12 protein-coding genes and 6 tRNA genes are annotated in these 12205 nt (G+C 53.2%); 2 read left to right on the forward strand and 16 right to left on the reverse strand.

Annotated features, from left to right (window positions below; genetic code table 11):
- Positions 1-19: 19 nt before the first annotated feature.
- Positions 20-916: an EamA family transporter RarD gene (rarD, locus tag L2W48_RS10380; protein ID WP_236099748.1), complete on the forward strand. Its 897-nt coding sequence runs from the start codon at positions 20-22 to the stop codon at positions 914-916.
- Here rarD and L2W48_RS10385 read toward each other — a convergent pair.
- From L2W48_RS10385 to L2W48_RS10395, 3 genes are read right to left on the reverse strand one after another with little or no spacing between them, the layout of a single operon-like run.
- Complete coding sequence (locus L2W48_RS10385) at positions 913-1638, reverse strand: acyl-[acyl-carrier-protein] thioesterase (RefSeq protein ID WP_236099747.1); 726 nt, start codon at positions 1636-1638, stop codon at positions 913-915. The genes rarD and L2W48_RS10385 overlap by 4 nt on opposite strands.
- Before the next feature lie 2 nt (positions 1639-1640).
- Positions 1641-1979 (reverse strand): cupin domain-containing protein, encoded by a 339-nt coding sequence (locus tag L2W48_RS10390; RefSeq protein ID WP_236099746.1) that lies wholly within the window; start codon positions 1977-1979, stop codon positions 1641-1643.
- Positions 1980-2013: 34 nt separating this feature from the next.
- The gene (locus tag L2W48_RS10395) at positions 2014-2856 is read right to left on the reverse strand and encodes a bifunctional methionine sulfoxide reductase B/A protein (RefSeq protein WP_236099745.1); all 843 of its coding nucleotides are present in this window, start codon (positions 2854-2856) and stop codon (positions 2014-2016) included.
- 125 nt (positions 2857-2981) lie between these two features.
- Between L2W48_RS10395 and phrB the strand changes: the two genes are divergently transcribed.
- Positions 2982-4328 (forward strand): deoxyribodipyrimidine photo-lyase, encoded by a 1347-nt coding sequence (phrB, locus tag L2W48_RS10400; protein WP_236099744.1) that lies wholly within the window; start codon positions 2982-2984, stop codon positions 4326-4328.
- Between the two features lie 12 nt (positions 4329-4340).
- Here the strand turns inward: phrB and L2W48_RS10405 are convergent, their stop codons facing one another.
- The 13 genes from L2W48_RS10405 to rplJ form a co-directional block, all read right to left on the reverse strand.
- Complete coding sequence (locus L2W48_RS10405; protein WP_236099743.1) at positions 4341-6404, reverse strand: hypothetical protein; 2064 nt, start codon at positions 6402-6404, stop codon at positions 4341-4343.
- A gap of 4 nt (positions 6405-6408) precedes the next feature.
- Positions 6409-7980 carry a flagellar assembly protein A gene (locus tag L2W48_RS10410; RefSeq protein WP_236099742.1) on the reverse strand — a complete coding sequence of 524 codons (1572 nt, stop codon included), beginning with the start codon at positions 7978-7980 and terminating at the stop codon, positions 6409-6411.
- 180 nt (positions 7981-8160) lie between these two features.
- Positions 8161-8865, reverse strand: coding sequence for an aspartate/glutamate racemase family protein (locus L2W48_RS10415; RefSeq protein WP_236099741.1), 705 nt, complete (start codon positions 8863-8865; stop codon positions 8161-8163).
- 110 nt (positions 8866-8975) lie between these two features.
- Positions 8976-9051: transfer RNA gene (locus L2W48_RS10420), tRNA-Asn, on the reverse strand.
- A 6-nt stretch (positions 9052-9057) separates the two neighbouring features.
- Positions 9058-9131 (reverse strand) — tRNA-Cys (locus tag L2W48_RS10425).
- Positions 9132-9135: 4 nt separating this feature from the next.
- Positions 9136-9210 (reverse strand) — tRNA-Gly (locus L2W48_RS10430).
- Between the two features lie 11 nt (positions 9211-9221).
- Positions 9222-9297 (reverse strand) — tRNA-Phe (locus L2W48_RS10435).
- 7 nt (positions 9298-9304) lie between these two features.
- Positions 9305-9381: transfer RNA gene (locus tag L2W48_RS10440), tRNA-Asp, on the reverse strand.
- A 19-nt stretch (positions 9382-9400) separates the two neighbouring features.
- Positions 9401-9475 (reverse strand) — tRNA-Val (locus L2W48_RS10445).
- A gap of 54 nt (positions 9476-9529) precedes the next feature.
- Complete coding sequence (locus tag L2W48_RS10450; protein WP_236099740.1) at positions 9530-10372, reverse strand: amidohydrolase family protein; 843 nt, start codon at positions 10370-10372, stop codon at positions 9530-9532.
- A gap of 129 nt (positions 10373-10501) precedes the next feature.
- Complete coding sequence (locus L2W48_RS10455; protein WP_236099739.1) at positions 10502-10876, reverse strand: rhodanese-like domain-containing protein; 375 nt, start codon at positions 10874-10876, stop codon at positions 10502-10504.
- Between the two features lie 172 nt (positions 10877-11048).
- Positions 11049-11423: a 50S ribosomal protein L7/L12 gene (gene rplL / locus L2W48_RS10460; protein ID WP_236099738.1), complete on the reverse strand. Its 375-nt coding sequence runs from the start codon at positions 11421-11423 to the stop codon at positions 11049-11051.
- A 71-nt stretch (positions 11424-11494) separates the two neighbouring features.
- Positions 11495-12028, reverse strand: coding sequence for a 50S ribosomal protein L10 (gene rplJ / locus L2W48_RS10465; RefSeq protein WP_236099737.1), 534 nt, complete (start codon positions 12026-12028; stop codon positions 11495-11497).
- Positions 12029-12205 lie beyond the last annotated feature (177 nt).

A 12205-nucleotide genomic window follows, 5' to 3' on the forward strand; every position in this document is an offset into this window, starting at 1 on the left:
CCGGAAGGAGCAGTTTCAGATGAATAAAGCTAAAAGAGGCTTCGTAGCCGCGGCGGCCGCCATGTCCATATGGGGGCTGCTGCCGGTCTACTGGAAACAGATGTCGGGAGTCCCGGCCTACGAGATACTCTCCCACAGGATCATATGGTCCCTGGTAGCAGCGGCTGTGTTCCTCTCTATCAGAGGCAGCTGGGGCAAGGTCTCCCTTGCCTTGAGAGACCGCAAGGTCATCTCCTTGATGTCTCTGAGCGGAGCTGTCATAGGCTGCAACTGGTTACTCTACATATGGGCGGTCAACAGCGGCCACGTCCTCCAGTGCAGCTTGGGATACTACATAAACCCTCTGATAAACGTCCTAACCGGATATGTGGTGTTCAAGGACAAGCTGAGACCGGTGCAGTGGGGCGCCATCGCTCTGGCCGGCGCGGGAGTGCTGTACCAGATAGTGTTGTACGGCAAGGTTCCGTGGATAGCCCTGGGTCTGGCCTGCTCCTTCTCTCTGTACGCTTTGATCAGAAAACTGGCCAACGTCGACCCTCTGCCAGGCCTGTTCATGGAGACAGCCGTTCTGGCCTTTCCCGCCGTGGCCTTTCTGACCTGGACTGGAATCGACGGAGGAGGAGCCTTTATGACCGAGGGGACAAGGGTCAGCCTTTTTCTGGTCGGTACCGGACTTATAACCTCTATCCCGCTGCTATGGTTCGTCCAGGGGGCCAGGGACATAAGCCTTGTGACGGTTGGACTGTTGCAGTACATATCTCCTACACTGCAGTTCATGCTGGGCTACTGGGTCTACGGGGAAAGCTTCAGCTCCGCCCAGATGGTGACTTTTACATCCATATGGGCGGCCCTGACCATATACACCGTGGACTCCGTCAACGACGTCATCAGAAAAAAAAGAGGGACAAGGAACTAAAGCCATTTTATGGAGACCTTGGCCAGCTCTCCTCCATCTCGGTCCTCCAGACTGTGGACCGTCAGATCATCTCCCATCCGGGAGGCCCTGGAGAACACCTCCATGTCGGAGGAGACCTCCTTTTTAAAGGCAAAAAGGATCTCCTTTGGCATACGTAAGAAAGGGTAATCCCTCGGAAGGGGCTCTACGGCCCATCCGAGATATACCGAGTTATTGACGTGACCGTTCAGGTCCAGTTCGGAAAACCTGGGAGTGGTACTCCAGCACCACTCCCAGGCTCCATCGCAGGAGTGCACCGACGGAATCTCGTCGGGGAAAAGCCTCTCATCCCTACAGGGAAAACCGTCGAGGGCCTTGACTAAGGACAGAGCCTTTCTGGCCTGGAGATCCAACAGACACCATACGCTGGAACCTATGCCGACCCTCTCTCCGTCTACGGAAAACTCCACGTCCCTATAGGCGAATATCCTCTTGCCCGCCCTAGGCCAGGTTCTTATGGTGACGGTCTCTCCATAGCGGGGATAACGGTCCATGGTAAGACGAAACTTCGTAAGAGCCCACCCTATCGACCTGGGGGACAGCTGAGGATATCCCATACCCAGAGATTCGGCGTGGTGTGAGGCTGCCTCCTGGAAGACGTTCATCATGGTCGTAGCAGTGGCGAGACCGTCAGGCCCAACCTCGTATATCCTCAATCTGAAATCCTCTAGCCAGGGGTCCATCGTCACTCGAGGAAATCCTCTCTCTGAGGAGTGAAGGCGTCTACCGCCACAGTTCCGTCCTCCAAAACCCGGGCTCCGTGAACGGCGTTCGCCGGGATGTAGACGCTGTCGCCAGGCCCGATCTCCCTACTGACCCCCTCGACAGAGAACAACAACCGTCCTTTCACCATATAGGTCACCTGCTCGTGATCGTGACTGTGATCGGGCAAAACAGCCCCTTTTTTTGGGAAAGCCGTCTCTGCCAGCATCAGCTTTCCACCCCTCGCCAGGACCTTCTGGACCATGTCTCCGTTGTCCAGACGAGGTTCCACCTCGCAGTAATCCACGAATAATTCCTTCATCTCCATCATCCCTCCAGATTCCTAAATGTAAAAACTAAAACCTAGCCACCCTCCTGTGGCAGTAAGGCGCGCTTCCCGTCCTGAGATAGTAATGCTGATGAAGGGGCTCGGCGGGCCAGAATCTGGCCTCCGGCCGGATCTCCGTTACCGGTTCCAGTCCCTTATCCCTCAGCTCGTCCAGAAGTTCCTCGGCGGCCTTCCTCTGTTCCTCGTCGACGGCGAAAATCGCCGATCTGTACTGGTCTCCCAGATCGGGTCCCTGACCGCCTTTTTGGGTTGGATCGTGTATCTCCAGAAAATAACGAGTCAGATCACGATAGGATATCTTCTCCGGATCGAAAAGCACCTCCACCGTCTCGAGATGGCCGGTCTCTCCAGAACAGACCTGTTCGTAGCTCGGATAGTCGACCGTCCCTCCACAGTATCCGCAGGTACTGTGGACTACACCGGGCAAATCCTTCATGATGTGCTGAATGCCCCAAAAACAACCTCCTGCGAACAAACCCCTTTTAAGATCCTCCTTTGGAACAAAGGTCAACGAAAGGGAGTTTACGCAATGTCTGATGTTCTTTACCGTCAATCTCTCGCCCTGAAAGACATGGCCCAGGTGACCGGCACAACCAGCGCAGGTTATCTCGGTACGATGTCCGTCCGGATCGGGACGACGGATCACAGCCCCTGGTATCTCGTCGTCGAAAGAAGCCCACCCGCAAGAACAGGGAAATTTATGTTCCGAAAGATACAGAGGCCTACCGCAACGTCTACACAGATAGACACCTCTGTCGAAAAACTCACAATACCTACCGCTGAAGGGCGGCTCCGTACCGCGATTTACCACTACCTTTTGTTCCTCCGGCGTCAGTTCTCTATATCCCACCGTAAAGACCTCCTTTCCGGTTCTTTTATCATGATATCACGATAGGAAAAAGATGGTAGACGGTATCACGAGGAAGAGAGGATCTCGCCGTGTTACACTGGGAGATAGGAGGGAGACGATAGCCTATGGCAGGATACAGAACGAGGGTGGACCCCAGAAGGATAAGACGACTTCGGAAAGGTAGCCCTGGAGAGGGGCCGGTGGTCTATTGGATGAGCAGGGACCAGAGGGTTCGAGACAACTGGGCTCTTCTATACGCCCAGGACGTGGCTCTGGCCGCGAATCGCCCCCTGGAGGTCGTGTTTTGTCTATCCCGAGATTTCATGGGAGCCCCTATGAGACACTACGACTTCATGTTACGAGGACTGACGGAAACCGCCGCAGAACTGTCGAAACTGAACGTCTCCTTCAGAATCCCCCTAGGGAAGCCTGAGGAAAAACTGCCGCTATATGCGAAAGAGAGAGATCCCGCCGTCCTGGTGACCGACTTTTCACCTCTTCGACACCAAAAAGGCTGGATCGAATCGGTCTACGAAAGCTTATCCTGTCCCATCGACCAGGTGGACGGCCATAACGTCGTACCGGCCTGGGAGACATCGGACAAAAGAGAGTACGCCGCCAGGACGATAAGACCTAAGCTACACAGAAAATTCCAGGAGTTTCTCACTCCCTTTCCGGAGATGAAGAGACATCCTTACGGAGATCGAGAGACCGACAGGGTCCCCTCTACAGAAGAGCTTAGGCTGGACGGCTCGGTCCTTCCCGTAGAGGGCGAGAGTCCGGGATCAGCGGCAGGAGAGCTGCGACTCAGATCCTTTATAGCCCGAGGGCTTTCCGGCTACGACAGGGACAGAAACGATCCCAACCTCGACGGAACCTCGGGACTGTCCCCCTACATCCACTTCGGACAGATCTCGGCTCAGACCGTCGTCAGGGAGGCGTTCCTGGCCGACCTTCCCGGAAGCGACGCATTCGTAGAGGAGGCCATGGTCAGGAGGGAGCTGGCGGAGAATTTCTGTCTCTACGAACCACTGTACGACAGATACAAAGCCCTGCCTGAATGGGGCAGGAAGGCGTTGGACAACCACAGATCGGACGAAAGGCCCTGGCTATACGGGCTCTCCGAGCTCGAGGAGGCAGGCACTCACGACGAGCTGTGGAACGCCGCTCAGTTATCGCTGCTGAGAAAGGGAAGGATACACGGATATCTGAGAATGTACTGGGGAAAGATGTTGCTGTTGTGGTCTCCATCGCCGGAGGAGGCTTTTTTGAGAGCACTGTATCTGAACGACAGATACGCCCTGGACGGTCGAGATCCAAACGGCTACACCGGAGTGGCCTGGTGTATAGGTGGACTACACGATAGACCCTGGCCTAAAAGACCGGTATTCGGCTCCGTCAGATCCATGGCTCTATCCGGCTGCGCTAGAAAGTTCGACGTCAAGAGATATATCGAATTGTTCGTGCCGTGAGGGACTACATGCTCACAGCACGAACGGAGCCCACCCGTCGGAAGGGGGGAAAAGCTGCCGGATCTCCCCTTCCCAGGAAAAGGGGAGAACCGCTATCGTCCGGCTACGATCATTCACTACCCTGAAGCAGCACCTTTCCTGCTCCTCCGATAGAGAGATAGTTCCATGGATCACAGAGGGCTCGAAGCCATCTAGAGCCAGTTCCTCCGCAAAATCCTTGACGAGGTGCTCCACCATTCTGCCCACATCCATGACTTTATCACGGTGACAACTTCTCATCGCCTCCAGCCTGGGAGCCAGAAAAGCCCCCACCAAGGACATCAGCTCCAGGCGATCGTCCCCTATCGACCTCGGATCCTCCACCGTCAGCTTCAGGGCTCCGTGCAACGTTCCACCAGACCTAAGAGGAACCCATACGGACCTATCGGAAAAAATCACCGATTCGTCCGGACGAATTCTATCCGATATCTCGGCCAAACCCTCGACACCACATACCAGATCGGCTTTTTCGACATCCAGAGCCAAAGGAAGGGTGGCACGCAGCGACTCCTTCAGTACATCGACCGAACGGATCTGTTGTATCTCTCCAGCCAGATCTCTCAGAAAATCTCTGGCTCGAATCTGTCTGTCCAGCAGGTCCCTCTGCATGGATACCTCTCCAAATAGGCGGCATCTACGGATAGCCACGGCACAGCTGGCGGCCAGGGTCTCAAGCCCGTCCATATCTCCGTACCTGCTTCCGGTTACGGAGGAGGAGACGGCGATAAAACCGACAAAGGTCTTCCAATATCTCAGGGGAAAAACCAGCTCCATCGCCCCCTGGTCGGAATATAGTTCGTCGTCGAAGTACAGATCGTGATCCCGAAGGATCCCGACCGCCTCGTCCACAGATAACACACCGTGGAGGGGCTCCAGTATCAAAGGCTCTTCACGATAAGCCAGAATGTGTCTGGCCATCTTTACCACACCGTCCGACCTGTCTCCCCATTTTATATACCCCGGAACGGATTTATCGTACACGACCACGAAACAACGGGAACTCTGGGTCATTTCTCCGAATATATCAAGGACCCTGGATAGGAGTTCATCCTCCCTGTCGTTTTCCATAAGGGAAAGTATGGCCCGGTGGAGTCCTCTCAGGGCGAACTCCCTTCGGGAGAGTTCCTTTACACGAGAGGCCCCCTCCTCTCTGAGGCGGCTCATTGCCATGGCCTTAACTGTAACCCCACCGATGAGTTCGAGGACATCGGAGACCTCGCCGGAACGAAGGCTACCCCATTTTATGAGATAGAAATAACGGTCTGATCCGGAGATAACCGGAAGCACCACGGAATAAAGTTCTCCAAGACGGTCGAGATTATCCGACCCCACGGCAAAGCGATGAAGCTCGTCCATCGGCACAGGAACGGGAGAAAGATACTCTTTAGAGAAAATGCCTCCTCTGTCCGATAACGTGCACTCGTCTCCAGCCAGATGGCTAAGGGATTTTCCATCATCCTGCAACAGGGAAATCCTCTCGGGGCAGAAACTCTCCCTCATTACATCCACCAGAAAAGTGGCGAGAAACTCAGGAGGGAATGGTTCGAAGATGGACGGCAGGGCGCTTTTGACCGCGTAAAGGAGATAGGACAGGGAGGCCATATTCTTCTCTATGCCTTCGATGGAACGATGTCTGTCCCATATACGCACCAAACCGTCGGCTCCCTCGAGAAGCCGGATAGTCTCTTCGTCCGGATCTTCCGGCAACATGACGGCTACTACCCAAGGGGAACCTCCTAGAAGCGCTATATGGCTCCAATCCTCCTCCAAGTCCGAATCCATGGCTCCATCGATCTCCAGAACCGTTACCCCCTGGTCGGACTTTTGGGCCAAAAGCCTTCGGATATGATCCATCCCTCCATGCAGTATGGCCCCACTGGAGGCGATGCCAACCCCGTCCACGAAGGAGAGATCGTCACCGTCGGGCTGAAGAATCGCCATACGTCCGACTCTCTCTCCAAGAAACTTCACTAAAAGCTCCAACACACCTCCCCCAAGGAGAAAGGTGGCCTGTTCGTAAAGAGAACAAAGTGTCATCGATTCAACTCCTCGAGACAACCCGAACCTCATTAGAGTCGGGGTCGTAATACATGGTCATCCACCTAGCGCCGTTCTCTACCCTGCACGGTACGTTCTTCAATCTCACGGAAACATCCCCCGTTGCGTTTCCTATCAGGCTGAAGGTGGCGTCGCCCTTTAGATTCATGAGAGTCTCTTTGAAAGCGTGAAGCTTGTTAGTTCGAAGAGACTGAGTTTCCTCCAAATCAATGAACTTCGATAGATGAGTCTTCGCCTTCCTATAGAGCCCCTTCTGAGATAAAGTCCTTATCATGCTAGACAGGGCTATCATCTCATCCTTTGCCTCTGCACTCTCGTCCTGGAGCTTTCTATATTGATCGAACAGGGTAACTCTGGACATACCGCTTATGGATATGGCCGTGTCGTCTTTTTTAAAGACCTTCACTGACCTGACGTTCACGTAGGCCGCGGCCTCTATCCTGGAGGCCATCACGACTCCGTTTCGACCCTCCACGAAAACTCCGCTCTTGGCAAAGATTTTGGACCGGAGAATGTATTCGTTGACCTTCAGCTGAGAACAGTGGACCTCTGCCTCCTGAACGAACTTAGCCCACACATTTCCATCTGCCTTTACCGCTCCGTAGCCCTTACCGGCTATGCCGTAAAGGACGGAGACCGAGCCTCCGCTTTTTACCGAAGCCCTTTCCACACACCCCTGTATCTCCACATCTCCCCCCGCTCTGAGGTTGTAACCGTCCTGAACGTCTCCCTTGACCAATACGGGACCATCGTAATCGACGTTCCCCGTATCCGGCCCAAGGTTACCGGATATGACGAGTAAGGGCTCTATCGACATTCTGTCGCCCTTCCATATCACCTGACCGTCCACCGACGCTACGAGGGAGTTACCGTCCATCTCGATTCCCTTCCCGAAGGAAATTCGAACACCCTTGACCTTTTTACCCGGAATGGGCTCGCCTGTGACGGTAATCCCCTCCTCCGAGGGAATAGGATCATGACGAACCGCCAACACATCTCCTTTATGGGCCTGAACGACCAGATCTAGAGAGTAGAAATCCACCTGACCGGAATCATCCGTTCGAGGCGCCCCAGAGGGCCTTTCCTTCATGTACTCTATCCAGCCGTCCTTCCCGTGAGACGGCGGGGTTCCAAGAGCTATCAAGGCATCCGAGACCGCGTCTCCCTCTGAACTCATCGAAACCAACCTCTTCATCTCTTCGAGATCGATTCCATGGACGACCCCCTTGGATGCCAACAGGGATTCCAACATCTCGAGATCGTCGAAACCGGGCGGCAAGGAGACAAGACAACGGGCTCCTCCGTCCATTATCCTGATGCTTGGTCCGGATATATCTTCCAAATCTTTGACACGGCCGATCTCGCCCGAACCTCCTGACATCGCTATCTCTCGAACACGATCTAGATCCACATCCTTGGGATCTACGTATTTATTGAGGGTTCCCAAGAGTTCCAGCACCGCAACAGGGGGGCTGTAGACCTCCATGGAAAGAATTGCTCCACGCCTGGACAGCGAGAAGACTTCCGATCTTTCCAAAACGAGACACTCATCCATGACAGTCCCTCCAGTGTTTTAAAGCTCCTACTCGTTATAACGAGAAGGGCCTTACAGCATAGTTATAATAGTCCGAAAAAGATCCATTCAATACTACCATAAAGATTGCTTTCTCAAGGGAAATAGACATGGAAAAAGGGCTTGAAGGCCCCAGTTTAACTGAGCCTCAAGCCCTAAAAGTCAGATATAAAGGCTATCTATACATTTTTTAGCCAAAGCCATCAGGCTGGATATCATGCCATCTTCGGAGAGACCTGAAGCGCTATAGGCCAAAGGAAGTTCCGTACAGGCAGCCACCATCGGCAGATCATCTATGGAACGAAGTTCTTCCACTACCGATGAGATCATCTCGCCGGAAAGAGGCAGATCTCCGGCTTTAACCGAATGAACACTCCTCATGATATCGGTCGACACCTCTTCAGGAGGCAGCAACAGTCTATAACCTATTTTATGCGCCTCTTTTTGATATAGACCGCTTTTCAGTGTTCCTTCTGTCGAGAGAAGCCAAGCCCCGGAGGGGCTGTTTAGAACGGCAAGCTCCAAGGTAGCCTCCACTATATGAATCAGAGGGACAGACAGTTCATCTCTAAATCCGTCTATGAAGAAATGAGCTGTATTGCAAGGCACGGCCAACAGATCGGCTCCCCAATCGATCAGGGTCTCCAGCCCATCTCTAAGATCTGCCTCGGGACTCCTCCCTTTACCGATGATAGCGGAACTACGGTCGGGAATCTGAGGATTTGAGTATAAGAATACCTTTGGATGCTCCTGATCGCATTCAGCGGGAGCCAGGTCGGTCATCAACCTCATGAACTCGGCGGAAGCAGCCGGCCCCATGCCTCCCAAAACCCCTAGAACCATCTCGGGAATCTTAGCTTTTTCCATCTCGGGAAACCTCCAGACAAATCAGACTGTGTAAAACCCGAGATCTATTATACGCCTACGAGAAAAACAAAAAATGACCCCTGACGAATCAAGGGTCATTCTATGATTTCTGGCTCCCCGGGCAGGACTCGAACCTGCGACCTAGTGGTTAACAGCCACCCGCTCTGCCAGCTGAGCTACCGAGGAATAAAGTGGAGGCGGCACCCGGATTCGAACCGGGGATAAAGGATTTGCAGTCCTCTGCCTTACCACTTGGCTATGCCGCCTTCATGGAGCGGAAGACGGGATTTGAACCCGCGACCCCAACCTTGGCAAGGTTGTGCTCTACCCCTGAGCTACTTCCGCACAAATACAGATGGTGGCGAGACCCAGAATTGAACTGGGGACACGCGGATTTTCAGTCCGCTGCTCTACCAACTGAGCTATCTCGCCACTAAAATGGCGGGGCCGACGAGACTTGAACTCGCGACCTCCGGCGTGACAGGCCGGCACTCTAACCAACTGAGCTACGACCCCGCATGGTCGTGAAAAAAAATGGTGGGCGGTACAGGGTTCGAACCTGTGACCCTCTGCGTGTAAGGCAGATGCTCTTCCGCTGAGCTAACCGCCCAACGGCCTCAGCGAACCAACGCAAGAGGTAGTATATATTGGGAAGCCGATATTGTCAACAGACTCGATCCAAAAAGGACAACGCGTTTTTCGACCGCACCATATCCAGCCTTTCCTCGGATAATCCGGTTTTTGAGAGCAGTGCATCGTATCTGGGATAGGACAATATAGGCCAATCGGAACCATAGAGTATTTTATGTCCCACCCCGGCAGCGAAAGCAGCGGGAAGAATTTTTTCATCGTACAACCAAGGCCAGGCAGCAGTATCGTATCTGGCGTTTTTCAACGCTTCCTTCATCTCCGGCATGGACTCATAGAGCCACAACCCTCCGCCCCAATGGGCGAATATGACCTTGGCTTCCGGATGATTGAGACAAAACTGAGCGGCTTCTTTGGGCCCGACATTTCCCTTGCCGTCGTAATCGTGACCGACGGGCTCTGCTGTATGTATCGATATAACCATATCCCTTTCGTGGCAGGCTCCTACGAGTCTCCAAGTCTGTCTGACATCGTCCAGGTCCAACATCTGTCCCTGGGGAAAAAGCTCTCCTACTCCGATCAATCCGGCATCGTGACATCTCTCTATCTCGCTCTCCATCTCCGGATTTAGAGGAGGTATTACAGCAAACCCCTTCAGGCGATCAGGCCATCGTTTGACCGCTTCGACGATGTAATCGTTGCACAACCTGCATAGCCCCATATCCCTGAAGGCAAAGCCGAATATCCAGCTTTGGTCCACACCGGTCTCGTCCATCCTGACGATCAGATCGTCCACGGTTCCCCACTTATGAACTTTGTTATTGGTCAGAAGATCGAAGTGAGGCTCCTTCTCGGATATCCTTTCCTGATCCCTTAAAAGGACTTCGGGGTAAACGTGAACGTGAGCATCCACTACCATCGGCTCATCTCCTCTCTTAAAGAAACGATACCATTATAATCTCGTTCCTCGAAGGAGAAAACAAAAAGCCCCGGGGAAAAAACCGGGGCTTTTCTATAAGACCCTCTGCCAGAGGATTTTAGGCTACATTCAGGAGGAACAGGAAGCGGCAAGGGGCAGATGAGCCTTATCGCAGCTCATACCACCCTTGAGAGAACAACAGTCAAAGCCCAGGAGCTTCAAAAGAGCGACCGTCTGACCGGCGGTCTGGCCGGTGTAACATACCACGATTATCTTCTCGTCCTTAGGCAGATCGTCCAGATAGTCTCCGACCTCGCCCCAAGGGATGTTTATCGCTCCGTCTATATGATCCTCGGCGTAATCCTCGGGCTTTCTGATGTCCAAGATATAGAGAGGAGATTTCTTCTCGATCTGCTCCTGAAGCTGATCGCAACTGATGATATTGTTACACCCCTTCTTCAGGTCGGCCCAGAAAGCGTCAACCGCTGCTCTTATTTCCTGCATAAAAAAAGCCTCCTTCGACTTCGTTCAAAAGATAACGAATCTCTCTATCAAAAGATATACCATGAAAACAAAGTACGGTCAATCACTAGAAATGACATAGTAACTATAAAAAAAGGACATCGTCAAAAGACGACATCCTTTAAAGTTATAGATATGGTCGATACAGCCTTGTTTAGGCCAGCTCGACAGTAGCTCCGACTTCCTCAAGCTGCTTCTTGACGCTCTCGGCCTCGTCCTTGGCAACGCCCTCTTTGATAGCTTTTCCAGGGTTGTCGACAAGCTCCTTGGCCTCTTTAAGGCCAAGACCGGTGATCTCACGAACAACCTTGATGACCTTGATCTTCTGGGAACCGGCCTCTTTAAGTACGACGTTGAACTCGGTCTTCTCCTCTTCGGCAGCACCGGCGGCACCGGCAGCGGGAGCGGCCATCATCATGGCGGGAGCGGCGGCTGATACGCCGAACTTATCCTCAAGTTCCTTGACGAGCTCGGAGAGCTCAAGAACGGACATTTCCTCAATAGCCTTTATGATATCCTCACGGGTCATTTGTTTTTCCTCCTCAGAATTCTAACGGGGAATCTTCCCCTTATTTTAATTAAGCCGCTAAGCGACTGAATTTAAGCTGCGTCGGATCCCTTCTTCTCCGCAAGCTGGGAGAGACAGGTAACCAATCCACGAGACGGGCCGGAAAGCACTGTGACCAGTCCTCTGATAGGACCTGCCAGAGTACCGACAAGCTGGGCGAGCATCTGATCCCTGGAAGGAAGATCGGCCAGAGCCATGACCTGATCCAGACTCAGAATGTCGCTTCCCATGAGACCTCCCTTGATGACCATAGCCTTGTTTTCCTTCTTGGAGGCAAACTCCTTCATGGCCTTGGCAACTGCCGGGCTGTTTTCATGGGCGATTACATAGGCGTTGGGGCCGACGGTGATATCCTCCGGAACGGCCATACCGACCTCTCCAAGAGCGAGTCTGACCAAGGTGTTCTTGGCGACCTTCACCTCTCCGCTGGCTTCCCTGACGAGACGTCTGAACTCCGTCGCCTGAGCGACGGTAAGGCCACGATACTCACAGACAAACACGGCTTCGGCACCTTCGAGCTTTTTCTTGAGCTCCGATACCATTTCAAACTTTATAGATGCGGGCATATTTTCACCTCCTCAAAAAAAGATAGGCTTCCGATCCACCGAGGATCGGAAGCCTAGATTCCATGATCTGAGAGACATGAAAAACGCTCCGAACCTCGGTGGGTGGTACACGACCATTACCCTCTCACGAGGACCCACTGTCTTAAGTTCCAACGATTAGCGATTATACTCCCACAC

This window comes from Dethiosulfovibrio russensis, assembly GCF_021568855.1.
GTDB classification, from domain to species: Bacteria; Synergistota; Synergistia; order Synergistales; family Dethiosulfovibrionaceae; genus Dethiosulfovibrio; species Dethiosulfovibrio russensis.

Excerpts from the sequence above, each read along its gene's own strand:
- phrB (WP_236099744.1), top strand. The coding sequence starts at position 2,982 with ATGGCAGGATACAGAACGAGGGTGGACCCCAGAAGGATAAGACGACTT.
- L2W48_RS10405 (WP_236099743.1), bottom strand. The coding sequence starts at position 6,404 with ATGACACTTTGTTCTCTTTACGAACAGGCCACCTTTCTCCTTGGGGGA.
- rarD (WP_236099748.1), top strand. The coding sequence starts at position 20 with ATGAATAAAGCTAAAAGAGGCTTCGTAGCCGCGGCGGCCGCCATGTCC.
- L2W48_RS10390 (WP_236099746.1), bottom strand. The coding sequence starts at position 1,979 with ATGAAGGAATTATTCGTGGATTACTGCGAGGTGGAACCTCGTCTGGAC.
- rplL (WP_236099738.1), bottom strand. The coding sequence starts at position 11,423 with ATGACCCGTGAGGATATCATAAAGGCTATTGAGGAAATGTCCGTTCTT.
- L2W48_RS10450 (WP_236099740.1), bottom strand. The coding sequence starts at position 10,372 with ATGGTAGTGGATGCTCACGTTCACGTTTACCCCGAAGTCCTTTTAAGG.
- L2W48_RS10385 (WP_236099747.1), bottom strand. The coding sequence starts at position 1,638 with ATGGACCCCTGGCTAGAGGATTTCAGATTGAGGATATACGAGGTTGGG.
- L2W48_RS10455 (WP_236099739.1), bottom strand. The coding sequence starts at position 10,876 with ATGCAGGAAATAAGAGCAGCGGTTGACGCTTTCTGGGCCGACCTGAAG.
- L2W48_RS10415 (WP_236099741.1), bottom strand. The coding sequence starts at position 8,865 with ATGGAAAAAGCTAAGATTCCCGAGATGGTTCTAGGGGTTTTGGGAGGC.
- rplJ (WP_236099737.1), bottom strand. The coding sequence starts at position 12,028 with ATGCCCGCATCTATAAAGTTTGAAATGGTATCGGAGCTCAAGAAAAAG.
- L2W48_RS10410 (WP_236099742.1), bottom strand. The coding sequence starts at position 7,980 with ATGGATGAGTGTCTCGTTTTGGAAAGATCGGAAGTCTTCTCGCTGTCC.